The organism is Leptolyngbya sp. 7M (assembly GCF_018128485.1).
On the sequence record NZ_CP070897.1, the window covers coordinates 3,741,394 to 3,762,142 of the forward strand.

At 49.2% G+C, this 20,749-nt stretch carries 26 protein-coding genes, 3 pseudogenes and 1 riboswitch; of the genes and pseudogenes, 9 read left to right on the forward strand and 20 right to left on the reverse strand.

Annotated elements, in window-relative coordinates; translation table 11 throughout:
• Positions 1 to 39 precede the first annotated feature (39 nt).
• Positions 40 to 660, reverse strand: a complete 621-nt coding sequence (locus JVX88_RS18825) for a restriction endonuclease subunit R (protein ID WP_211619714.1) — start codon at positions 658 to 660, stop codon at positions 40 to 42.
• A pseudogene (gene sufB, locus JVX88_RS18830) lies at positions 660 to 1,832 on the reverse strand (Fe-S cluster assembly protein SufB); the annotation flags it as partial. The pseudogene sufB and the gene JVX88_RS18825, both read right to left, overlap by 1 nt.
• Here sufB and speD point away from each other — a divergent pair.
• The 4 genes from speD to JVX88_RS18850 are packed head-to-tail and all read left to right on the forward strand — an operon-like array spanning position 1,796 to position 4,418.
• On the forward strand, positions 1,796 to 2,071 hold the full coding sequence (gene speD, locus JVX88_RS18835; protein WP_211619715.1) for an S-adenosylmethionine decarboxylase: 276 nt from the start codon (positions 1,796 to 1,798) through the stop codon (positions 2,069 to 2,071). The pseudogene sufB and the gene speD overlap by 37 nt on opposite strands.
• Positions 2,068 to 4,008 carry a DUF4178 domain-containing protein gene (locus JVX88_RS18840; protein ID WP_211619716.1) on the forward strand — a complete coding sequence of 647 codons (1,941 nt, stop codon included), beginning with the start codon at positions 2,068 to 2,070 and terminating at the stop codon, positions 4,006 to 4,008. The genes speD and JVX88_RS18840 overlap by 4 nt, the downstream gene beginning before the upstream one ends.
• 17 nt (positions 4,009 to 4,025) lie before the next feature.
• Positions 4,026 to 4,175, forward strand: a complete 150-nt coding sequence (locus JVX88_RS18845; RefSeq protein ID WP_211619717.1) for a hypothetical protein — start codon at positions 4,026 to 4,028, stop codon at positions 4,173 to 4,175.
• Entirely contained in the window at positions 4,176 to 4,418 is a 243-nt protein-coding gene (locus tag JVX88_RS18850; RefSeq protein ID WP_211619718.1) for a DUF350 domain-containing protein, read from the forward strand.
• 10 nt (positions 4,419 to 4,428) lie between these two features.
• Here the strand turns inward: JVX88_RS18850 and JVX88_RS18855 are convergent, their stop codons facing one another.
• The 3 genes from JVX88_RS18855 to JVX88_RS18865 all read right to left on the reverse strand — a co-directional run bounded on the left by JVX88_RS18855 (position 4,429) and on the right by JVX88_RS18865 (position 6,370).
• Positions 4,429 to 5,559 (reverse strand): hypothetical protein, encoded by a 1,131-nt coding sequence (locus JVX88_RS18855; RefSeq protein WP_211619719.1) that lies wholly within the window; start codon positions 5,557 to 5,559, stop codon positions 4,429 to 4,431.
• A 59-nt stretch (positions 5,560 to 5,618) separates the two neighbouring features.
• Positions 5,619 to 5,969, reverse strand: a complete 351-nt coding sequence (locus JVX88_RS18860; RefSeq protein ID WP_211619720.1) for a cupin domain-containing protein — start codon at positions 5,967 to 5,969, stop codon at positions 5,619 to 5,621.
• A 134-nt stretch (positions 5,970 to 6,103) separates the two neighbouring features.
• A complete protein-coding gene (locus JVX88_RS18865) occupies positions 6,104 to 6,370 on the reverse strand; it encodes a hypothetical protein (RefSeq protein WP_211619721.1) in 267 nt (88 codons plus the stop codon).
• Between the two features lie 96 nt (positions 6,371 to 6,466).
• On the opposite strand from JVX88_RS18865, the gene JVX88_RS18870 reads away from it, so the two are divergent.
• On the forward strand, positions 6,467 to 6,682 hold the full coding sequence (locus tag JVX88_RS18870) for a hypothetical protein (RefSeq protein WP_211619722.1): 216 nt from the start codon (positions 6,467 to 6,469) through the stop codon (positions 6,680 to 6,682).
• Positions 6,683 to 7,072: 390 nt separating this feature from the next.
• On the opposite strand, the gene JVX88_RS18875 is transcribed toward JVX88_RS18870, so the two are convergent.
• Positions 7,073 to 8,221 carry an ABC-ATPase domain-containing protein gene (locus tag JVX88_RS18875; RefSeq protein ID WP_211619723.1) on the reverse strand — a complete coding sequence of 383 codons (1,149 nt, stop codon included), beginning with the start codon at positions 8,219 to 8,221 and terminating at the stop codon, positions 7,073 to 7,075.
• A gap of 91 nt (positions 8,222 to 8,312) precedes the next feature.
• A complete protein-coding gene (locus JVX88_RS18880; RefSeq protein ID WP_211619724.1) occupies positions 8,313 to 9,224 on the reverse strand; it encodes a hypothetical protein in 912 nt (303 codons plus the stop codon).
• 489 nt (positions 9,225 to 9,713) lie between these two features.
• Between JVX88_RS18880 and JVX88_RS18885 the strand changes: the two genes are divergently transcribed.
• Positions 9,714 to 10,328, forward strand: a complete 615-nt coding sequence (locus JVX88_RS18885; protein WP_225931117.1) for a M56 family metallopeptidase — start codon at positions 9,714 to 9,716, stop codon at positions 10,326 to 10,328.
• Positions 10,329 to 10,476: 148 nt separating this feature from the next.
• On the opposite strand, the gene JVX88_RS18890 is transcribed toward JVX88_RS18885, so the two are convergent.
• The 4 genes from JVX88_RS18890 to gvpJ form a co-directional block, all read right to left on the reverse strand.
• Positions 10,477 to 10,923 carry a DUF4278 domain-containing protein gene (locus tag JVX88_RS18890; protein ID WP_211619725.1) on the reverse strand — a complete coding sequence of 149 codons (447 nt, stop codon included), beginning with the start codon at positions 10,921 to 10,923 and terminating at the stop codon, positions 10,477 to 10,479.
• A gap of 35 nt (positions 10,924 to 10,958) precedes the next feature.
• Positions 10,959 to 11,056, reverse strand: a riboswitch (Glutamine riboswitch).
• A 64-nt stretch (positions 11,057 to 11,120) separates the two neighbouring features.
• Entirely contained in the window at positions 11,121 to 11,378 is a 258-nt protein-coding gene (locus JVX88_RS18895; protein WP_211619726.1) for a gas vesicle protein GvpG, read from the reverse strand.
• 13 nt (positions 11,379 to 11,391) lie between these two features.
• Positions 11,392 to 12,120, reverse strand: coding sequence for a GvpL/GvpF family gas vesicle protein (locus JVX88_RS18900; protein WP_211619727.1), 729 nt, complete (start codon positions 12,118 to 12,120; stop codon positions 11,392 to 11,394).
• Between the two features lie 59 nt (positions 12,121 to 12,179).
• On the reverse strand, positions 12,180 to 12,353 hold the full coding sequence (gene gvpJ, locus JVX88_RS18905; RefSeq protein ID WP_211629094.1) for a gas vesicle protein GvpJ: 174 nt from the start codon (positions 12,351 to 12,353) through the stop codon (positions 12,180 to 12,182).
• Between gvpJ and JVX88_RS18910 the strand changes: the two genes are divergently transcribed.
• Positions 12,338 to 12,466: a fumarylacetoacetate hydrolase family protein gene (locus tag JVX88_RS18910; protein ID WP_317134389.1), complete on the forward strand. Its 129-nt coding sequence runs from the start codon at positions 12,338 to 12,340 to the stop codon at positions 12,464 to 12,466. The two genes, gvpJ and JVX88_RS18910, sit on opposite strands and share 16 nt — an antisense overlap.
• Before the next feature lie 59 nt (positions 12,467 to 12,525).
• Here JVX88_RS18910 and JVX88_RS18915 read toward each other — a convergent pair whose 3' ends face one another.
• From JVX88_RS18915 to JVX88_RS18930, 4 genes and pseudogenes are all read right to left on the reverse strand, one after another.
• Positions 12,526 to 13,002: a Tic20 family protein gene (locus JVX88_RS18915; protein ID WP_211619728.1), complete on the reverse strand. Its 477-nt coding sequence runs from the start codon at positions 13,000 to 13,002 to the stop codon at positions 12,526 to 12,528.
• Between the two features lie 264 nt (positions 13,003 to 13,266).
• A complete protein-coding gene (locus JVX88_RS18920) occupies positions 13,267 to 13,464 on the reverse strand; it encodes a hypothetical protein (protein ID WP_036000068.1) in 198 nt (65 codons plus the stop codon).
• A gap of 192 nt (positions 13,465 to 13,656) precedes the next feature.
• The gene (locus tag JVX88_RS18925) at positions 13,657 to 13,995 is read right to left on the reverse strand and encodes a four helix bundle protein (protein ID WP_211619729.1); all 339 of its coding nucleotides are present in this window, start codon (positions 13,993 to 13,995) and stop codon (positions 13,657 to 13,659) included.
• Between the two features lie 70 nt (positions 13,996 to 14,065).
• Positions 14,066 to 14,938: pseudogene (locus JVX88_RS18930) on the reverse strand (branched-chain amino acid transaminase); the annotation flags it as partial.
• An 85-nt stretch (positions 14,939 to 15,023) separates the two neighbouring features.
• Between JVX88_RS18930 and JVX88_RS18935 the strand changes: the two are divergent.
• Positions 15,024 to 15,350: a peptidylprolyl isomerase gene (locus tag JVX88_RS18935; protein WP_211619730.1), complete on the forward strand. Its 327-nt coding sequence runs from the start codon at positions 15,024 to 15,026 to the stop codon at positions 15,348 to 15,350.
• Positions 15,351 to 15,470: 120 nt separating this feature from the next.
• Here JVX88_RS18935 and JVX88_RS18940 read toward each other — a convergent pair whose 3' ends face one another.
• The gene (locus JVX88_RS18940; protein WP_211619731.1) at positions 15,471 to 16,136 is read right to left on the reverse strand and encodes a sugar transferase; all 666 of its coding nucleotides are present in this window, start codon (positions 16,134 to 16,136) and stop codon (positions 15,471 to 15,473) included.
• Between the two features lie 373 nt (positions 16,137 to 16,509).
• A complete protein-coding gene (locus tag JVX88_RS18945) occupies positions 16,510 to 17,619 on the reverse strand; it encodes a hypothetical protein (protein WP_211619732.1) in 1,110 nt (369 codons plus the stop codon).
• A 173-nt stretch (positions 17,620 to 17,792) separates the two neighbouring features.
• On the opposite strand from JVX88_RS18945, the gene mazG reads away from it, so the two are divergent.
• Positions 17,793 to 18,599, forward strand: coding sequence for a nucleoside triphosphate pyrophosphohydrolase (mazG, locus tag JVX88_RS18950; protein ID WP_211619733.1), 807 nt, complete (start codon positions 17,793 to 17,795; stop codon positions 18,597 to 18,599).
• A gap of 2 nt (positions 18,600 to 18,601) precedes the next feature.
• Here the strand turns inward: mazG and JVX88_RS18955 are convergent, their stop codons facing one another.
• The 3 genes and pseudogenes from JVX88_RS18955 to serS all read right to left on the reverse strand — a co-directional run.
• Complete coding sequence (locus JVX88_RS18955; RefSeq protein WP_211619734.1) at positions 18,602 to 18,922, reverse strand: type II toxin-antitoxin system PemK/MazF family toxin; 321 nt, start codon at positions 18,920 to 18,922, stop codon at positions 18,602 to 18,604.
• A gap of 16 nt (positions 18,923 to 18,938) precedes the next feature.
• Positions 18,939 to 19,184, reverse strand: a complete 246-nt coding sequence (locus tag JVX88_RS18960; protein WP_211619735.1) for an AbrB/MazE/SpoVT family DNA-binding domain-containing protein — start codon at positions 19,182 to 19,184, stop codon at positions 18,939 to 18,941.
• 126 nt (positions 19,185 to 19,310) lie between these two features.
• A pseudogene (serS, locus tag JVX88_RS18965) lies at positions 19,311 to 20,171 on the reverse strand (serine--tRNA ligase); the annotation flags it as partial.
• Positions 20,172 to 20,749 lie beyond the last annotated feature (578 nt).

The following is a 20,749-nucleotide window of genomic DNA, read 5'->3' on the forward strand; positions in this document are numbered from 1 at the left end:
TATTTCTGATACAAATTTTGTCTACAGCATAATCAATTTCTACAACTGTCCAATTCGCTTCAGAATTCTGAATGCATCATACAAACCATTCGTTTGATTCCTGGTTGCAAACTGATCTGAAGTGGCATACTGCCAGGTTTCGCTTCGAATCAATTTAACAAACATAAAATTGCTGCCATTGGTTAAAAGGCCGTAGCTAGGGCGCTCTGGTTGAGAGCTGGCAATCATATAGGACAGTAGCTGAGCTATCCCTACTTCTAATGAAAAGGACAATCGCTTGGATTCAATGATTAGTAACCAAAAGTTGTCTTTCAAAATAACAATATCGAGTGTGCCTCGAATCACAATACCTTCATCTTCCTCTGAGATTTCGATAGAGCGTTCAGTTTTAACTTGAAAAGGCGGCAAATAAAAGTCTGCTAAGAACAGCAAGGGTGCAACAATCACCATTTGAACTGGTCTCTCAAGCACAGGGAGAGCGTCTCGAAGATTTAAATAACCCGCTTTCACCTTATCGAGGTACTGGATTTCAAACTCGCTTAGTTCGGGTAGGTTTTGTTGCCATTCCGGAAAAAACGATTGACTTCGGACTTCTACCAATCCAAAGTTATCAATCAAGTCGCGTAAGGTGACTGCCTGTGCTTGAAGAAGTTGAACCATTATCCGACTGAACCTTCTAACTTGAGCGCCAGCAGCTTGTCGGCTTCAACGGCAAACTCCATCGGCAGTTGGTTGAATACATCCCGACAAAAGCCGCTGATCATCATGGCGATTGCATCTTCCATGGAAATGCCGCGCTGAGAAAAGTAAAAGAGCTGGTCTTCGCCAATCTTGGATGTAGAAGCTTCATGTTCCACCTTGGCGCTGTTATTTTGCACCTGAATGTAGGGGAATGTATTCGCGCCAGCATTATCGCCAATTAGCATCGAATCGCACTGGGAATAGTTGCGTGCGCCTTCTGCCTTTGGCCCAATCTTGACCAAGCCGCGATAGCTGTTTTCGGAATGGCCTGCCGAGATGCCTTTAGATACAATCGTGCTGCGGGTATTCTTGCCGATGTGGACCATCTTGGTGCCGGTGTCGGCCTGCTGCCGGTTGTTGGTCAGCGCTACCGAGTAGAATTCACCCACCGAGTTGTCGCCCACCAGCACACAGCTCGGATATTTCCAGGTAATCGCCGAACCGGTTTCCACCTGCGTCCAGGAGATTTTTGAGTTGACGCCCTGACACAACCCGCGCTTGGTGACAAAGTTGTAGATACCGCCCTTACCTTCCGCATCACCCGCGTACCAGTTCTGCACGGTGGAATATTTAATCTCGGCATTATCCAGTGCCACGAGTTCAACTACAGCCGCATGCAGCTGATTCGTGTCGTACATCGGAGCCGTGCAGCCTTCTAGATAGCTGACATAGCTGCCTTCTTCGGCCACAATCAGCGTCCGCTCGAACTGTCCCGACTCGCCGTTGTTAATCCGGAAGTAGGTAGATAGCTCCATTGGGCACTTAACGCCCTTGGGGATATAGACAAACGAACCGTCACTGAATACGGCTGAGTTGAGGGCCGCGAAGTAGTTGTCGACCACGGGCACCACGCTGCCCAGATACTTCTGCACTAGCTCCGGATGCTCTTGCAGTGCCTCAGAAATCGAGCAGAAGATCACACCATGCTCGGCCAGCTTCTCCTTGAAAGTGGTGGCAATCGAAACGCTGTCAAAAATTGCATCTACCGCCACGTTCGACAACCGCTTTTGCTCCGAGAGGGAAATCCCCAGTTTCTCGAAGGTTTCCAGCAGGGTTGGATCGACTTCGTCGAGGCTTTTCTTCTTCTCACAAGTTTCCTGGCGAAGGTGGTGTAACCGGAATTGCCGCGCTCACCGAGTCGCACCTTGCCTGTCATACGTACCCGGAACACAATATAGCTACCTTCAATCTTTATTGCTGCAGGACCCGTCCCGAATGGGATTGGGAAGGAAAACTTTCATTGATGCTCGATGCCCGATCCGTCATGGTTACACGTATCGAACGTGGAAACGCCGACAGAAGATCTACGACCGCCGGAGGTAATGCATGAGCGTTCTCCAGGCGAACTGCCCGTCGTGTGCAGCACCGATCGAGTTTCAAAAAGGTTCTACAATAGTTATCGTTTGCCCGTATTGCCGTTCGGCAGTGGCAAGAACGGATCGCGGCGTTGAGGATCTCGGGAAGGTCGCAGAGTTGTTCGATTCAAGCTCCCCGCTAAAGCTTGGGCTGAAAGGAACATTCAATGGCCAGCGTTTTGAATTGACCGGCCGTGCCCAATTAAAACACGAACTAGGCGGTTACTGGGACGAATGGTACGCGACCTTTGCGAACGGATGGGTCGGCTGGCTTGCCGAAGCACAAGGCCGGTTCTATATGACGTTCTTTCACCCGCTTCCGGCCGGTGTCGTTCTGCCAACATTCGATGAGCTTCAGATAGGTTCGACCGTCAGCCAGATCCCGAGCAAAGCCCCGTTGATGGTAACGGAAAAAGGCATTGCAACAGCCGCTGCCGCCGAGGGCGAGATACCGTATAAATTGGTTCCCGGTGAGCAAAATCAATACGCTGACCTAAGCGGGATAAATAATGCCTTTGGGACGATAGATTACAGCATTTCGCCGCCTTGGGTGTTCGTTGGTCAGCAGGTAACGCTTGCTGATATAGGCCTTGCCGACGCGCGACCTGTTCAGCGTCAGCCTCGTCGAGCCTCAGCTGCGGCAATGGGCTGCCCTAATTGCGGCGGTCCGCTTGCCTTGATCGCACCTGACAAGGCGGAGCGTGTTACCTGTCCGAACTGCAATTCTCTGCTTGATGTTGATCAGGGCAGCTTGAAGTATCTCAAGACGCTTTCGCCATCGCCCTCACCGCACGCGTTCGTTCTGCCGATCGGAGCCGAAGGAACCTTTAAGGACGGCGTAAAATTCAAGATAATCGGTGCCGCGGTCCGCAGCGTCACCGTTGAGGGCATAAAGTATTACTGGCATGAGTATCTTCTTTACGAGCCCATCATCGGCTTTCGTTGGCTGGTTCATTCAGATAATCACTGGAACTTTGTTGAACCCGTTAATCCGGCGGAGGTCGTGCAATCCGGCACGATAGGTTATGGCACGTCAGTGCTATTCAACGGCCGAACATACCGCATCTTTCAGGATGCCCAGGCCTCGGTAGAGTATGTTCAGGGCGAATTCTACTGGCGTGTAGAACAAGGCGAAACTGTCCGTGCGGTGGATTACGTTGCTCCGCCACTGATGCTTTCCCAGGAGATGTCGCCGGGGGAGATAAACTGGTCAGCTGGTGTCTACCTGACCAACGCCGACATTGAGAAGGCTTTTGCTGTTTCTGATCTGCCCAAGCCTTGGTCGGTCGCTCCAAACCAACCCTTCACAGGCTCGTTCTATTACACGTGGGGGGCTCTTCCGCTTTTCTTGTTGCTTGTTATCGCGATCTTTATGATCCCGATCGCCGGAATATCGCGCACCGTTCTTTCGCAGGACATAAACCTGCCGCCACTCGTGAATGCAACAACGCCGCAGGCGCAGTTTAGCCAGCAATTCGAACTAAAGGCGAATCGCAATGTGCGGATAACGGCAAGCGCGCCCGTCAGTAATTCTTGGGTCGATCTTGATGTTGACCTAATAAATGACCAAAGCCAAGAGGTGGAGTCAGTAAACATCCCGATCGAATTCTATTCCGGAACCGATAGTGACGGCGCCTGGACTGAAGGCGGGCAGACGCAGGATGCGACGACGTCCTCATTGCCTGCCGGCAAGTACACACTCCGTGTCGAGGGCACTTGGCAGAACTGGCAGCAGTCGATGCCCGTGAAAGTAAAGGTAGAACAGGGCGTTATGCGCGGGATCAATTTCATTTGTGCTCTTATAGTACTGTTGTTGATACCGGTCATCGGCCTTATCAGAAAAGCGATGTTTGAAAGCAGACGCTGGAGCGAAAGCATGTTCGGTTCCAGCGGCGATGATGATGAAGAATAAAAAGGAAAGACGATATTATGTTCAAGATCCTAACTATGCTGTTCGGAATGGGCGTGGTTTTGCTTTATACCTCGGCCGCCTGGTTCGGGTGGGAGTTGGCTAATGCCGGAAGCAAGTCGCGTCTGGGTGTACCGTTCATCTATTCTGGATTTCGCGGAGGAAAATAAATGCTCATCCCTGTTCTTCCGGCAATGGTCGTAAAGCTCGACCAATTGGCCGAAATACTTTTGACCACGCTGATCTTCGTTGTTCTCGGTCTGGTTTTCTTTACGATCGCGTATTTCGTTCTTAGCCGCATCTTTGACATTCACCACGAGATCGAAGAAGACCAAAACACGGCGCTCGGTATAATAATCGGTGCGATAATGATCGGTATTTCGATAATTATTGCCGCCGCAATACACGGCTAGTGCCGACGGGTCAGAAGGCGGCGCGGTGATACGGTGATATGCTTCCGTTCAGTAACGTTTGCATCGCCGCAGCATTCAGCAGATCTTCGTCTCCCGGTTCCGCTTCTGAGTGGAGATGCAGTTCGTTCGCTTCGGGATTAAACCTGCCCCATTGCTGCACACCCACCGCGACAAATAATTGATCAATACGCCCATAGTAAGCACCAGCAATCGTTTCTTGCCAGTCCGTAGAAGCCTTTCCGGTTCCCGCTAGTTCATGATAACGCTCAACCGCCGCTTGTTGCGCTTCGGTGTAGTAAGGCTCCACCACCGACCAAGCCTGCTCATGGATATCCTCAGGTTTAAGGACGCCAATATTTTCAACCGGCAAGATCAGGTTTACCAAGTGCGGATAGGTATTAGCTTGCTGATAAAGCGGCAGAAGATACTCAACCCCAGCCAAAACCAGGGGAGCCTGCTCGTTATGCAAGTATTTTTGCAGCCCTCGGTCCAACACATAGAAGAATTGCAGAATGTCCGACTGAGGTTCATCCTGATCGGGGCTACCCTGCCCATGAAAGCTGCCTGCCTGTGGAAATGGATTGCTAGTGCCGCCCTTCGATGTACTGATGCGGAATTGTCCTTCCTTTGCCGTTTCATCGTAGAGTAGAGCCGCCTCTACGCTCGTGGGTATATCCTCTAGTTCAATTTCCTGCATGCTGTAGCGACTGCCTTCAAACAATCGCACCTGCTTTTGACTTAAAGCCAAGAGGAAGAATTTGCCATCGCCGGTCAACAGGGGCAGGAGAGGTTTGAGGTGAAAACGATCGCCAACCACCACCAACTCGTCAAACGCCAGCGGCAGGCGATAGTAGCGCAGAAACCCATCTGCCAGAAAAATCGCTAAACCCTGACTCTGATGCTGCCAAAACTCATCTCTATCCAACTCCAGGACAGGCTGCAATCGCTCTAACACCTCATTAGGGCGTAACTGTTTCTGGTCTTCTAGTAAAGCCTCAGCCTGTTTAATCAAGTTCTTAAACCGAATCGGATTTTGTTGAACTTCAGCCCCGGCTTGCACGGTTGGCATGTAAAGAGAAACACAGCACCTGTGAGATTGCTCAACCAATGCTTTGAATTCGTCAAGTGGCAATAAACTCATAGCAAAACCTGTTCTAACCTAACTTTCTGACTCCTGAATCCTGCCCCTGATACCAGCGCTCAGCTGGCTGACGCTTCATCTCGCCCATGCACTTCTGCTGGAGGGCTAGTCGCTTCAACGGCGGTGAATGGCTCTAGGATTTTGTAGGTATGGCTAGCCCCTTTGGGTACCACCCAGGAACTACCCGGTTCCAGCAGTACCATTTGACCAGAAATGTGGAGTTCAGCGCGGCCTTGAATCACATAGCCAACAGTTTCGTAGTCCCGCTGAGTTTCTGGCTTGGGTTCGCTGGGTTGTTCGTCTCGCCAAAGCCGCATCGAAACATGAATACCGGAAGCTAAATAAATTTGCCCCATTTCACCTTTGGGTGAGGCATGGGAATCAATTTTGATTACACTAGTGTCTGCCATTGTTCTCTCCTGTGTATTCGCTTATATTACATTCACTTCTATTGTATTCACTTCTATGATCATGCTTTCATCTATTCTTTTGCCTATTCCATAATCTACTATTCTATGATCTATCTGCTTAATCTAGCTTAGAGCTAAGCTTCTTCGGTTGCAGTATCGTCAGCTTGATTAATCCGTTCGACTCCCTCACCCGTGCGCCTCCTGGCCTGAAGTGCCGCCTGATCCACAGCACCTGATTCAGGCTGAAATTCCTGCTGCTCCAGAGTGTTGGGATCTTTTGCTTGCTGATTCACTTGCTGATTTAGCTGATTTAGCTGATTTAGATTTAGCTGATTTAGCTGATTTAAATGTTCGGAGCTTTCAGTTTGCTTAGAATGGGCTGTATTGGTGGAGTCTGTCATAATTGTTTCTGTTAATGTATAAATTCACTAAACGCTTTACTTGATTTGGTTCGATTCGACCATGCTCCTGTTTTTTATTCGCTGCTTATTCGTCCCATGGCAATCAACCAGCGAACTATCACAGGAGCAAGGCTTGCTATTTATTTTAAAAAGCAAATGCCTTCTGCCCCTCTACCGCTAGGAGTAAGAGATTTTACCCACTCGGAGCGGAAACTGGAAGCAACCGAAAGCGACCAAAAGACTGTTGCCGATGTTTGTAATACACATTACGCAAATGCACTGTCGCAGTTGCTCAATCGGACAATCAATTAGACAGTCAATTAGACAATTAAGCTGCCTAACTCCAGGGTTATTTAAGCAACGTCGTCTAAATAACATAGATACTTAACCCAAGTCATTTCCCAAGGAGTACTAGGGGTAGAATCAATGAATCCGCATTTCCCCCTTTTGATTGACCCCTTGAAGCGAAATAAAGATTTACATAGACAAGTACATGGCGATCCTGCGGTATTGCAATTGCATAAAACCTAATGCTGAAAGCAAAAGCTAAAAGTACGGGATCAATGCTAAAGCATAGGCCGCTTTCAGTTCTTCACTTTGTACTTATCTAATGACTAACATTTCTAATGACTAAAATTCAGTTAAAGCCAATCTCTCAGCAGGTTGTGGCCCTAATTGGCGCTTCTAGCGGCATTGGTCGAGTCACAGCTCTAGAATTGGCGTAATTGGCTCCTTATCCTTAGCAATCAATGCCTGCATGCGGCGGTCGCGGATCATAAAGTTAGTCGCAGACGTATCTTCGTCGATCAGCAGTACCTTTGCTCCGATTTCTAGGGCTTCCATGATGTTGGCAGCTTGGGAGGTGCTGCCGCTAGCATTTTGGCTAGAGAAATGGATAGTAGAACGACCTTGAGGCAAGTGATTAATGAAGGGAGAGATATCAACGCCAACAATACTGCGACCATCTTCAGCCCGAATTTTGACAGCAGTGGCCTCCGTTACAATCTGTTCGCGACCATCATCAGGAATGTGATTGTAAACACCAAGGCTAATCGCCTCTAGTAAAGTAGATTTGCCATGATAGCCGCCGCCGACAATTAGCGTTACGCCAGCTGGAATACCCATGCCGCTGATCTTGCCCTGATTAGGGCGCTCGAATTCCACCCGCAGCGAAGCTGGTGACATGAATGGCACCACGGATTCCCGCAAAGGCGACTCATCCACCCCACTGGAGCGCGGCAAAATTGCTCCATCGGGAATAAAGGCTACCAAGCCCTGACCTGCCAACTGTTGCCGCAGCCAATCAGCATCTTCTACGGTTTCTACATGCTGCTGAATTGCCTTAGGATCGAGAGCTTTGTAGAGTAGCGCTTGATTCACAATCGCTGGCAAATCTTCGCAGAGGAGTTCGGCTGCCTGTCGGCCCAGGATAGTGCGCCCTCGCGCCGGTAAGCCTACCGTAAACCGCACTTCAAGCTGCTGATCGTCAATCCAGACGGCGGTGCGCTCCAGAACTTGCTGCGTCGGACGAGCAATGGCAATCAGGCCGCTATTGCCGCTGCCGCGTTTGGCTGCCATCTGAGCCGCCACCTGACCAAACTGACGATTAAGATAATCCCGCAAAGCAATTTCCCGACTGCGCGTTTGATAGAGCGCCTGCGGAAACCCGGCGGTTGCTTGGGGAATCTGGATGCGCAGGCGACTGGGAGCTGCGAATGGATCACCCTGCACATGGTCCACCATTAGCCAGAAATCGCGGAAACGGTAGCGTCCCTCGATCGCTTTGTAAGCTTTGTAGCTTCGTTGATCGAGACGCAGCAGATCTTGATAGAGCGCTTGAGCCGTTGTCATTGCTTTGCCTACATCACTCTTAATGAACTTTAGAGGATGAAGACCAAAATGGCTACTGGCAGTGCTCTAGGGATCGTAAACCGATCGCATCCTACTTGGCTGTTTTCACGGGTCTTGTCTCAGGTTCTGTTTCAGATTTTGTTTTAGGGTCTTGGCTCTCAGGCTCTGCTACTGTCGCTTCGGTTAATGGTTCCTCAGCCACAGCTGCATCATCCAGCTCCTCGGCAGTTACTCCAGCTTCGACATCCTCCATATCATCTAGAGCTGCTTCAACCCCATCTGCTTCAGCCGGATTCACCGGGACTTCATCTGTCTCAGCCACAGCCGCATCAGCATCAGCTTCAGCTTCAACCGAACGCTCGGCTAAATCGTCGTCTACATCGTCGCTGCCTTCAGCCACAGCCATTTCTTCCGCCACCTCGTCTACTAAATCGTTTAAATCGTCTTCTAGACTACCGCTGCCACTATCGACCAGCTCTGTTTCTGCCAGTGATTCTTCTGCCAAATCGTCGTCCAGTTGGTCGGGAATTTCTTCGATTGCATCATCAGCTTCATTATCAACTTCATCAACTTCGTCACTTTCAACCTGATTATCTTCGCTTTCGTCTTCAGCTTCACTGACTTGCAGGTCTGAAACATCTCCCCCATCGCCTCCCTCTCCCTCAACCAGCGGAGGAGACATAATAGGCCGAGAATCGACGAGGGAAGCGTCAACTGAGGGAAGCTGCTGCTTCAGCATTAGCTGCCGAATTATGCCCCCATCCAAATTCTGCTTGCCCATTTGCTGAGATAGTTCTACAATCCTGCGGCCCAATTCTTCCCCAACCTGAACTGCCGCCGTCAAACTAGCGAAAGGCTGTTGGGCGAGGCGTTTCACTGCATGGTCCAGCTCTTTACTGCCGCTGCGAGTCGAAGGATTCATCCCGCTAGCAGCAATTATTTTTTTTGCGTTCTTGCTAATTGACTGTTCAATCAGCTTGCGATTGATCGAAGTGGAACTCATGGAAACACCTCTTGCTGCGGTTCTTTCCTAGCCTACAGCACCCACTTTCGATTCCTCTGCTGTCTCAAACACATTGTTTGTCAGGTTTTGATGAACTAAAGCATTGCTACCCTACTCTCTTTTCTGCCATATCCGCAGCCGTAGAGCTGTACTTTCTTACTTCAGTATTTCCCTCAAAGGGGCCTTGCCTGATCAGTGGCAGCAGCGATCAGACGATTCGGTTTTGGAATGTTCAGACTGGAGACTGTTGGAAAACGATCAGAACTACTCGTCCCTACGAAGGGATGAATATTACTGGAATAACTGGATTAACCGAGGCGCAAAAAGCCACGCTCAAGGCATTAGGTGCAGTAGAAACCGCCGCTGATTATGCCTGCAAGGGATAGCCAGGCTGCCAAGCTATTACCCAATTACGCTAGTCATGCGCTCTTCGCCTAGACTAGACACAGGACATCACAGTTCGTCAACTGCCCATTAATCGTTCATCACGTGGCGTTCGGCTGTTTGGTCTGGCGCGCTGGGCAGGCGTGGCACTCGTCTCGGCAACTCCGGCACTATCCGGCGATTGAGATTGAGCAAACCCCGGCCTATCTGCTTGATTCCGCCGTTCCCTTTGCAGCCCAGATTGGCGTTTGGCAACCAAGGCTTGTGGTCAGCCAAGGCTTATTTACTCAACTCACCGCAGACCAAATTCAAGCCGTGATCGCCCACGAGCAGGCCCATACCCACTACCGCGATACGTTTTGGTTTTTCTGGCTGGGCTGGCTGCGTCACTTAACTGCTTGGCTCCCTAACACAGAAGCCCTTTGGCAAGAGTTACTGCTGCTAAGGGAAGTCCGGGCCGATCGCTGGGCTGCTCAGCAGGTTGATCCACTGCTCGTCGCTGAAGCCCTCCTGCAAATGGCCCAAGCACCGTTGATTGGGCTGGAACCTGCCTTGGAGCATTCCTGTGCTGCCATTAGCGCTGGCACTTCCCTCACCCGTTTAGAAGAACGGATCGAGGCGCTCTTATCTGAAGAAACCTTGCCGGAATCCGCTTCGCTACCGTGGCTTTGGCTCCTGCTGTCTCTGATTCCGCTGTTTACTATGGTCCTGCATCGGTAGATCGTCCAACCGAGGGCTGAGAGTTCTCACAAGAAAACACCCCCTTTGTCACTTAGGACCGGGGGTGCCTCCAACCAGCTAACTTGAGACAAACTTCAATTAAACTCTGAAGCAATCAGTTGCCGAGCTATCTAGCGTGGGCTTGTTACTAGCTCATAGCAGCATGGCTGCGGTCATAGGATGCTTCAAAGCTGGGATGGGCTTCACCGCGAATGTGGTTCCAGAAGCGGGTTGCTTCGGTAGCGGGCAGGCCAACCTTGGCATCCAGACGGCTCAACATCGACTGCTGACGCCGCTTGACGTTCTTATGATGATTCAGCATTAACCAGCGAGCCTGTTCTTTCACAGAGGGCACAGCCGGAGTTACCGGAGCTGCTTCAGTCGAAGCATCTGCATTAGTTGTGGAATCAGTGGAGTTGGTGGTGTAAGCAGCACCGCGATACAGCAAATCTAGCGTGGGCTGTTGTACTGGCTCTTTCTTAATCGTCCGGAAGCGAATATCAACGCCCCGGTATTTGCCCACTTGAGTTGGATCGCCGTACTCAACTTGAGGAGGATTGTAGTCGTAAGTTACTCCGCGATATGTCAGTTTCATGGTCTTCGCCTCTTTCTTGAATGCAGTGAATTTGAGGCGCGTTCCTTCGGGATGACTCCCTACTTCCGTCTTCTAGCTGCTGTTCTTAATCGAGTTAGCTCAATCAGTAAAACGTGCCTAGAAGATGAACGATTTACTTTTCTTTTCTGTATCTATTGTTACCGTTTTTTGGATTCCTGTCAAGTCTGGCGAGTATTTTAGTCATCAAACCCTGACATAACTGTCTCCTGCTCCTCTAGCGCCTGAATTGCCAGCAGCAGTTCTTCCTCTTGCCGTTCAAACTCGGCTTCTGGGATCTCGCCCATATCAAACGCCAACTGGAGGGCCAGAAGCTGTTTGCCCAAGTTTTCTTTGACATTCAGCTCCGCGCCAGCCTGATCCAACACTTTTTCAGCGATCCAAGTCAGGCCAGTTACAGGTGCCGTCAACGGTGCCATCAGCAAATCGAGAAACATGGTTATTCCTTTCCTAATTCAACTGCGCGAAATTAAAGGGAGCCGTGAAATTGTTGTAGCGGATGCGGAGACGGCCCTCAAATTGCTGATCCAGCGCTTCCACCTGCTGACCAAATTGGGCTTCAGCCTCCCACTCAATTAAGTAGGCGGCGTTGTAAATCATGGATTCGGTTAAGGCTTCGTTTTCAACTACTTCAACGGCCAAAGAGTTCAATGCTGATTGGAAGGTGGCAATGACCTGCTGCTTCCGCTCCTGCATCGCTTGTTCAATCGCCTGTCCAATTTGCACCATCTGATCCATACCCAGAGGTTTTCCAACGAGCTGATCGCGTTTTGTTCGCAATTCAGCATCCGAGGCCATTAAAGCAGCTAGCTCTTGTTCCGCATCCCAAAACACCTTGACGCCTACCTCGCGGCGGCCTTCGAGCTTGGCAAACAGGTGCTTTAATTTCTCACCTTGCGGCAGAATCAACTGCTGTTCCACCGTGGTCCAATCGGCAATCGTCATGCCAAACTGTAGCGGCAGCAGCGCCCGATAGCCTTGTGCCATTGCCTGCTCCAGCACTCGCTCATGTCCTAACAAATTGCGCCGACTCGCCAAGTAGCGGTCCTGTTGAGCCTGGGAGTAGAGAAAGGTGAATCCGTGGATTTCGTGGGTCTGCACAGGCTGGTGATCCAAGCCTTCGGCAGCCAATTGCACAGCCGATGTAGGGAGAATACCGTAGAGGTAGAGCCTGGACATAACTGAGTAGGGGGATAAGGGGTGGATGGGTGGGGAGTGAGTTGGCTAACTTACTGGAGTCAGAGCAGGGGTTGGGAGGTGAGCACAAGCTGTAATTTGGCGTGGATTAGATTGAGCTGAGCTAGCCCCAAATCCACATCGCCCTGGAGTACAACGCCGGTATGCAGTAAGCGGTCGAGCAGTTCCAGTAAGGAAGGACTAGTGGAGGTTTCACGTGGTGCTGACCGGTACACCCGAAGGCGTGGGTGCTCTGAAAATTGGCGATCGGGTGCGAGTTGAGATTGAGGGCATTGGCTCACTAGAAAACCCGGTAGCTGCCAGACCTACGCTTAGCCCAACCGTCTGATACTCGCCATTGGCTGGTAGGGGGTAAGACGGGGCCACCCTACCACATGGACCTGACCTCTAGCGGACCTGCATGTAAACTGCATCAGAAATGGTGGGAATTTCAGCGTAGCGCCCCAGAGCAGACTGCACCACGGCGTAAACCACAGCAGCGACCGTTCCCAGGAAGATGACATTAAATAGCGTCTCTAGAATCAGACCGCCCTGCAGCGCTGGTTGCAAAATGAAGCCCATCACCAAACTGCACAAGCTCAGCACAATCCCTAGCAAGATCGCCTGTAGGGTATTAAAACGAACGAAATGACTGATGTTGTCATTCCGTACGACCAGCATAAACAGCAGGATAAAAATAATAAAAGCGGCGAAGGGAAAATTGTAGAGCGCCATCAGCGGCTGAAACGGAATCAATATGGGCAACAGAGCTGGAAACTGTTGGAAAAAAGGAGCGGCAAACCTCAGCCCATCCAGTAGGGGCAGGAGATATACAAGGCAGGCAAACAGTCGGTCTTGAGGGGTAGTAGAACCACGCCAGGTCATTTTGTGCTCTCCAGAATGAAGTGTCTGTCTTCCAGGGTTTCAATAAGCCTAGGATAACGTAATCCTTAAACGCTGATCGGCCTGGAATGGTTGATGCACAGCTAAATTAATTTCTACAGGAATTCAATGTTCTATCCATAAAACCCTGTCGCAACCCTAGCAACTGTCGATGCTGCTTTTGATGCTGCTTTGCATTCCTGCTGCTTGGCTGATTGGTTCTGAGATGACTGGTTCTGGGATAAGCTTGTATAGCTCTGGTTTAGGCTACTCAATTTGAGCAATCCGAAATCCCATTTGGCACTCATACTGAACTGGCTGGTCGTCAGCCATTCTCCGCAGGGCGCGGCCACAGCGCAACTTCCCTTCTTGCCATCGGGGTTGACCGCTTTGATCCGCCATTAGGCAACTGTGACACACCTGCTCTGGGGCAAGCAATTGGTTTTCCATCAAGACCACTAACATAGGACACCTCTGGCGCTTTAGCCAATCCTACTAATCCCATTCTATGTCAGGGTTTTTAGACATCCCTCTGTGTTAGGCATAGCTTAATATAGCCTTGCTAAAGATGAAGTATCGGCGGTGGCAATTTGGTATGAAGTTGGAAACCGCTGCTTGAGCAAGCCTGACTCAACCTAATTTGCTCAACAAACCCATTTACTCAACAACCGAGTTGAGTAGCTCCATCAGCTCGGTCAACTGGTTCAGCTCGTTAGAGACATCCACATCGACTAAGTGGGATTCCTGAAGCAGCTTTAACCAGTAGCGCGTCTCACGGGCTTCCTTAGCTGCCATCATCATGGCTTGAGTGAAATCTTGATTGTGATGCTTTCGATCGTGATTGGCGGCTTCCTCCACATTGACGCCAATGCCGGTACCACTGCGGAGCAATTGACTCGATAAGATGAACTCCTGCCTTGCTTGCAGTTTTTTGTAGAGCCGAACCATACTGAGGGCAAACTCAAAGCTTTTTGTCTGGATTAGGGTTTCATCCATGCTTCCTCAGCAAAAATGCAGGGGGTGTCAGCGAGGCCAAATCCTACTTAACACCCAAACAAAGGAGATTCTACTGCACCAGCGAAATCGCGCATACCCAATCTTTGTAATCGGGGTCACGGTTTTCGGTAATGGCTGCCAGCTTATCCTTCAACTTGTGCGTAATCGGACGCTCTGGTGCTAGATTGTAGTTTTCGATCTTCCGCACAGGGGTAATTTTGGCTGCCGTACCGCTAAGGAAGACTTCATCGGCAATAAACAGCTCCGACTTGTCTACCGGACGCTCCACTACCGGAATCCCCAGATCGCGCGCCAAGGTGAGAATACTGTCTCGTGTGATGCCTTCCAGAATGTCCTGTTCTGGACCAGGAGTAATCAACTGCCCGCGCCGCACCACAAAAATGTTCATCCCTGATGCTTCACAGACTTTACCTTGAGCATTCAGCAAAATCGCTTCATCAAAGCCCGACTCGACCGCCTCGGTTTTCGCCAACGACGAGGTGATATAAGCTCCGCTAATTTTGCCGCGCAGGGGCAGGCTGCGGTCCTCTTGCCGGTGCCAGGAGCTAATCCGACAGCTCACGCCTTCTGGTGAAAGGTAATCGCCCAGCTCTAGCCCGTAGACAAAGAAATCCTTTTCGATGTTGTGCAGTCGAGGCGCAATTCCCAGATCTGAAGTGTAGACGAACGGTCTGATATAGAAAGACGAGGTAGGCTGATTCTTCTTAACAAAGTCAACAATTACCTGATAAATTTTGTCGGCAGGTAAATCGAAGTGGAGAAACTTAGCGCTATCGCTGAGACGGCGACAGTGGCGATCCAGCCGAAACAGCAAAATTTGGTTCGGATTTTGGGGATCGGGGATGCCACGCAACCCCCCAAACGCACCTGTCCCGTAGTGTAGGGCATGGGTAGCAATCGAGATCTTGGCCTGATCAAACGGAACAAACTGATTTTCCTACTTCTTTCAGCGCAAATACCAGCTCGACCAAGTCGTTTGTTCGCTGATTTATTTGCACGACCGCAACATGGCCCAAGAGCTGTATTTTCGGATTGTGGAAGGCGAACAATCCTTTGCCGAAGTGGCTCATCTCTATTCTCAAGGCACAGCCGCCGCAGTGGGTGGCAGAACTGGGCCAATCGAGCTAGGTAAGCTGCATCCTCAATTGGCGCGGATGTTTTACGGAGCGCGTCCAGGCCAGGTGTGGGCACCTCAGCGCATCGATGAATGGATTGTGATTGCTCAGCTCGAAGCAGTATTACCTGTACAGTTTAATGAATCAATCCAACAAATGCTGCTGAACGAATTATTGGAACAGTGGTTGCAAGAGCAGATCAAACAGCGGTTTTTATAGGAGTCAGTTGTTAAGTTGTTAAGTACCTCGGCATAATTAAAAACCAGATTCAAAACCCTGCGCCGCCCGCGCAGGGTTTTGGGTTTTAGGTTTAATTATGCTCACCTACTTAATAGGTTGTTAGTAGGCTCCGTGTCGCAGCAGAACGATCCAGATGGTTTTAAGAATTAGCAGCAAATCATATCTAACGGACCAATGCTGTAAATAGCGCAGATCAAGGTCTACAACTTGTTCAAAATCTCGAATCGTTGACCGCCCTTTCACCTGCCACTCGCCCGTAATGCCGGGTTTAATAGTTAACCGCTGCCAATGCCGCAGATCATATTGATCGACTTCGTTAACAGTCGGTGGACGAGTTCCGACCAAACTCATTTCACCTTTGAGCACATTCCAAAACTGAGGCAGCTCATCTAAACTGGTGCGCCGCAAGAATTTGCCGACTCGAGTGACGCGAGGATCCGCCTCGTTTTTGAAAATCAGTCCCTTAGCCTGGTTCTGTACAGCATGTTGTAAGTATTCTGCATCTGGGATCATTGATCGAAACTTCCAAATCCGAAACCGCTTTCCTAGCAATCCACAGCGAGTTTGCTGATAAAAAATCGGACCAGGGCTGTCCAGTCGAATCGCAACTGCAATCGGAACAAAAAGTAAGGCTGTGATGCCTAATCCAATCACAGCTCCAACAATATCAATTGAGCGCTTTAGCTTACTGCTAACTGAAGCGTGAGTTTCCGGTAAATCACTTTTGAACGAGTGGTTGATGCCGGTGTTGGAAAGAGTACTCATAGCAGTATCCATAATGGCTATTCTGTGTCAATATCTATGTCAATAAGCAGGATGATAGATTTATGAATATAAATTTGCTCCCATCACTCAAACCCATGCTTCAGGTTTAATCCTGGCCTGTTTGATTTCACGTATAAGTAAATGCTGACCCTAGGTTAATTATTCGGATTTTTTTTTAAGCTTAACCTGGGTTATATAATTTCCCAGGGATAGCTACATATAAGCTATCGTGAATGTGTATATTAGCTGCCACAATTATGGTTTTTAATACAGTATTAGAGGTCACAAATTGGTCGATTTTCTTCCAGAAGTTCTATCCAGTGGTCTTGAAGAAGATTGTGGATCAGAACTTGCTCTAAAGCAGATTAATCGCTTAAATCAAAGTGAAGGAAGAATTTGATGGATGGTGACTTAGAAAGCCAGGTAGCTCGTCAGTCGAGGTTGTGTTGTCAAAGTCGAAAACGGAAAATAGCTCAGATAGCTGAAGCTGTAGACTCTCTAGGCTGTCAGACTCACTCTTCCCCTGTAGGTCTGCCAGCAGTTGAACAGTATAAAGACAGAGCTGAAGCGATTGCATTTGCTCACGATTGAAGCGAAAATTCCCAAACTTACTCGCATAGTCATTGACTGCTCTTTCCAAGCACTCCAGCCATAGGTCTTGGCTAGCCCAATTGGGGCACAAAAGTTGCTCTCTCAAATCAGCCAAGCTATTTGCCAACTTTTGATACTGATAGGTCGTTGCCAATAGAATGGCTTGGTCAAGCAGAGGTTGAATCAAAATTGAGATTTGGGAGTTTTGCCAATTTGGAACTGCAAACCAAAGAATCAATTTTGCTAAAACAACCTCAAATAAAAGCTTTTGAGCTAGAATGCTCATGTAGGTTATGGAAGTTGCAAGGCGACAGAGTAGGTCGGGAGTCCGAGCGATCTTATATAGTAAATTGTGAGTTTCAGCAATCTGACGATAGACCAACCATTTGCCAGACTTCTGCTGTAACTCGTCCAGCAATGTTTTGATGTAGGGCTGATGGGAGACTAAGGACTGCACTTCCAGCTTAATATAGCTAAGCAACAGGTTGCGATCTTGCAGTCTAGAGCTGACTAGAGCAATCACTTCCCGCCAATAGGGTTCAGCTAAATAGCCTGAGAGATCGGCCAAGTCATGCTTCAAGTTAAAACTCGAAACAATTTGCCTAGAAGCTAAATACTCCTGAAATGCGATATGGGAAAAGGAAAATACTCCACGAGCTTGTTCCAGGAAGATACCTTGGTGTAGAAAAGACGATCTCAGTTGGTTGACGATTTCTTCCCGTACGATCTGCCTTTGCTCGATTTCCTTATGAAGTTCACAAATGCCCGTTTCAATAAAGTGCTCTAGCCTGATTGACTGACAAAACGAGATGAGGCTGAAGCGAAAGCTGGGAGGGAAGTGGTCGGTAACTTTGAACGTAACTTCTTCCTGATTTTCGTCTTGTCCGATCATTGTCATTTTAGTTTATTCAATTCTATCATTTAGCAAATCGGTCGATAAAGTGTGTGTTAATAAAGGCATGCGGAATCTCCTGCCGGGACTTTATCTAAATTTTGAACCCACGGGCTGCGTTGCGTTGTTCGATGCTCCTAGACTTCCGTGGATTACTGCATTTTAATGATGATATGTCAAAAAGATTCGATGAACTTGTTTCGGTGATGGAGCGCCTTCGGGCACCGGGCGGATGTCCTTGGGATGCGGAACAGACCTACTCTTCGCTTTCCCAGTACTTACTGGAAGAGGCCTATGAAGCATTTGACGCGATCCAGAATGCAGAAGCGACCGGAAACATCGAACACCTGAAAGAGGAGCTTGGCGATCTTTTGCTTCAGGTAGTCTTTCACTCGACCATCGGAAAGGAGCGTGGTGAATTCACCATAGAGGATGTTGCCGAGACCGTTTCTAAGAAGCTCGTCCTGCGGCATCCACACGTATTCGGTGATGCAAAACTCGAAAAAGCCAAGGATGTTCTCGATAATTGGGACACGCTGAAGGCCAACGAACGAAAAGCATCGGGTAAAGTGGAAAAGACAAAAGATTCTCTGTTAGACGATGTTCCGGTTCACTTCCCCGGGTTGCTAGAAGCTCTTAAACTCACAAAAAAAGCCGCGAACGTGGGATTTGACTGGCCGGAGCCGTCTCCGATCCTCGAAAAAGCTGAAGAAGAGATCAATGAACTTCGTCGCGCGGTCAAAACCAATGATAAGGAAAATATCGAGGAAGAAATAGGCGACCTATTGTTTGTTATCGTTAACCTTGCACGACATTTCGACGTTGAGCCCGAGACCGCCCTAAAGCGAACTAACCGAAAATTTCGTCAACGATTCAAATTCATCGAGGATGAACTCAAGCGCAACGGAGATGACATCACTTCATCCTCGCTTTCTGAGATGGATATGCTCTGGGAAAAGGCGAAATCAAAAGGAGGCTAGCCTTACGGGGCGAACATCTCAGCTAACAATCCCAATACAGAATCGGCCGTTTTTTCATCTATCTTGCCAATCTTTTTTGCAAGGCGAGTATGATCAATGGTTCTGATCTGGTCTAGAATCACCCATCGCTTCGCATTTAGAAACTCGGTTTCGACGCGGGTTGGATAAGGTGTTCTTGTCGAGGCTATCGGCGCGATCATCACATGATCAAGATTGGCATTCATCTCATCAGGCGAAACGACGACGGCCGGACGCGTATTCTTCGGATCATCGGAGATCTCGTCGTCCAGATTTATCAAATAAACTTCGAACCGTTTGACCATTAGCTGAGTTCGGGGTTTACCACTGCCATTCTTTCTTGTCGAATTCAGATGAAACCGCTTGAAAACTTACATCGTCATCGGTATCGGCGACTTTTTTGAATGCCGCATCCCAATCACATCTTGGTTTTCTGATGTTCTTGATCAGAATACCTTCCGCGGTTACCTGAAGCTCGACCTCGCCGGAAATACCCGTGTCTTCCAGCATCATCTTCGGAATTCGTATGCCCTGCGAATTGCCTATCTGTATGATCTGAGCTTTCATAATTACATCGTAATTACGGCGGTGAGTTTCGTCAAATCTTCAGTATGGGCCGAGCAGATCTTGAGTAAGGTATATTCTTGGTTTTTGCAACATAGTTTTGAACGTATTTGCGTTTAGGCTAATGTGCTAGTTGATCAAAGTAATACCGTTCATATACGGCCTCAATACTTCCGGTATGGTTACTGAACCATCTGCCTGCTGATAGTTTTCGAGGATCGCGATCCAGGTTCGGCCGACGGCAAGTCCGCTTCCGTTCAGCGTGTGGGCAAACTCCGGTTTAGCTCCGCCTGCGCGGCGAAAACGCAAGTTCATTCTTCGAGCCTGAAAATCTCCGCAATTGGAACAGCTTGAGATCTCGCGATAAGTGTTCTGCGATGGCAGCCAAACCTCGATATCGTAGGTCTTTTTTGCGCCGAAACCCATATCGCCGGTTGAAAGAACGACCGTTCGATAAGGCAGACCAAGAAGCTGCAAGATCTTTTCCGCATTCGCCGTAAGGGACTGATGTTCGTTTTCCGATTCTTCGGGAAGACAGATCTTGACCAGCTCCACTTTTTCAAACTGATGTTGGCGGATAAGGCCGCGCGTATCGCGGCCATAGCTTCCGGCCTCGCTGCGGAAGCACGGCGTATATGCTGTGTAATATTTCGGGAGATCTTTTGCATCTAGTATCTCGTCCGCGTGATAGTTCGTTACCGGAACCTCTGCTGTCGGAATCAATGCAAACCCCCGTTCGTCTTTTATGTGAAACAGGTCATCCTCGAACTTTGGCAATTGATTCGTCCCGAATAGCGTGGTCCGGTTCACCAAAAAAGGCGGGATGGTCTCCGAGTAGCCGTGCTCGCGGGTGTGAATATCGAGCATAAAATTGACCAATGCACGCGACAATCTTGCTCCGGCGCCGTTCATTATCGAAAATCTGGCTCCGGCTACCTTCGTCGCGCGCTCGAGATCCAAGATCCCCAAATCCTCACCGATATCAACGTGATCTTTGACCTGTGGTCATCGGTACCTCCGGGATACCCCGCCCTTCAGGGACTACCGTGTCCACACAAGTCGAAGATCTCCCCTAACCCTCCTTAAACAAAGGGGGACCATATGCGTAGCCATCCTTTTTCTGTACAACATTGCAATAGTTGAACTTAGTCTGTCCGCCAGATCCCGTTGAAACCATTAAACCGGTTTTCTTCAAAGCATTGAACAATGCCCACCGAGTAGAATTAACTGCAGTTGCATCTTTTAGACATGGTTTTGTCTCTTCTGTTTGCGCGTTATGTTTGCTTCGACAATGTTCAGACTTGGTACTTTCCAAATTGCACTGTACTGTATCCTCAGTCCTGTTTAACAATTTGGTTCTAGAGCCTGGATCTAGCACGCAATCCAGGGTAGGAACTTAACCTCTTAGTCTGAACGTAGGGAATAAACCCTTAGTCTGGGAAGCTGGCTCTAGCTTTGGGCTAAAGCCCCTGCCTTTAGCCATGGGGATGGCTTACGACGAAGCAAAGAGCTGCTCAAGCAGTTTTGCTCGATCATCCGTTGTGAATACTACACTTCCCTTTAGATTT

Bases quoted from the DNA above. Each gene is read 5' to 3' on its own strand.
- JVX88_RS18825 (WP_211619714.1), bottom strand. From the start codon at position 660: ATGGTTCAACTTCTTCAAGCACAGGCAGTCACCTTACGCGACTTGATT.
- JVX88_RS18840 (WP_211619716.1), top strand. From the start codon at position 2,068: ATGAGCGTTCTCCAGGCGAACTGCCCGTCGTGTGCAGCACCGATCGAG.
- JVX88_RS18845 (WP_211619717.1), top strand. From the start codon at position 4,026: ATGTTCAAGATCCTAACTATGCTGTTCGGAATGGGCGTGGTTTTGCTT.
- JVX88_RS18850 (WP_211619718.1), top strand. From the start codon at position 4,176: ATGCTCATCCCTGTTCTTCCGGCAATGGTCGTAAAGCTCGACCAATTG.
- JVX88_RS18855 (WP_211619719.1), bottom strand. From the start codon at position 5,559: ATGAGTTTATTGCCACTTGACGAATTCAAAGCATTGGTTGAGCAATCT.
- JVX88_RS18860 (WP_211619720.1), bottom strand. From the start codon at position 5,969: ATGGCAGACACTAGTGTAATCAAAATTGATTCCCATGCCTCACCCAAA.
- JVX88_RS18865 (WP_211619721.1), bottom strand. From the start codon at position 6,370: ATGACAGACTCCACCAATACAGCCCATTCTAAGCAAACTGAAAGCTCC.
- JVX88_RS18870 (WP_211619722.1), top strand. From the start codon at position 6,467: ATGGCAATCAACCAGCGAACTATCACAGGAGCAAGGCTTGCTATTTAT.
- JVX88_RS18875 (WP_211619723.1), bottom strand. From the start codon at position 8,221: ATGACAACGGCTCAAGCGCTCTATCAAGATCTGCTGCGTCTCGATCAA.
- JVX88_RS18880 (WP_211619724.1), bottom strand. From the start codon at position 9,224: ATGAGTTCCACTTCGATCAATCGCAAGCTGATTGAACAGTCAATTAGC.
- JVX88_RS18890 (WP_211619725.1), bottom strand. From the start codon at position 10,923: ATGAAACTGACATATCGCGGAGTAACTTACGACTACAATCCTCCTCAA.
- JVX88_RS18895 (WP_211619726.1), bottom strand. From the start codon at position 11,378: ATGTTTCTCGATTTGCTGATGGCACCGTTGACGGCACCTGTAACTGGC.
- JVX88_RS18900 (WP_211619727.1), bottom strand. From the start codon at position 12,120: ATGTCCAGGCTCTACCTCTACGGTATTCTCCCTACATCGGCTGTGCAA.
- JVX88_RS18915 (WP_211619728.1), bottom strand. From the start codon at position 13,002: ATGACCTGGCGTGGTTCTACTACCCCTCAAGACCGACTGTTTGCCTGC.
- JVX88_RS18920 (WP_036000068.1), bottom strand. From the start codon at position 13,464: ATGTTAGTGGTCTTGATGGAAAACCAATTGCTTGCCCCAGAGCAGGTG.
- JVX88_RS18925 (WP_211619729.1), bottom strand. From the start codon at position 13,995: ATGGATGAAACCCTAATCCAGACAAAAAGCTTTGAGTTTGCCCTCAGT.
- JVX88_RS18935 (WP_211619730.1), top strand. From the start codon at position 15,024: ATGGCCCAAGAGCTGTATTTTCGGATTGTGGAAGGCGAACAATCCTTT.
- JVX88_RS18940 (WP_211619731.1), bottom strand. From the start codon at position 16,136: ATGAGTACTCTTTCCAACACCGGCATCAACCACTCGTTCAAAAGTGAT.
- JVX88_RS18945 (WP_211619732.1), bottom strand. From the start codon at position 17,619: ATGATCGGACAAGACGAAAATCAGGAAGAAGTTACGTTCAAAGTTACC.
- mazG (WP_211619733.1), top strand. From the start codon at position 17,793: ATGTCAAAAAGATTCGATGAACTTGTTTCGGTGATGGAGCGCCTTCGG.
- JVX88_RS18955 (WP_211619734.1), bottom strand. From the start codon at position 18,922: ATGGTCAAACGGTTCGAAGTTTATTTGATAAATCTGGACGACGAGATC.
- JVX88_RS18960 (WP_211619735.1), bottom strand. From the start codon at position 19,184: ATGAAAGCTCAGATCATACAGATAGGCAATTCGCAGGGCATACGAATT.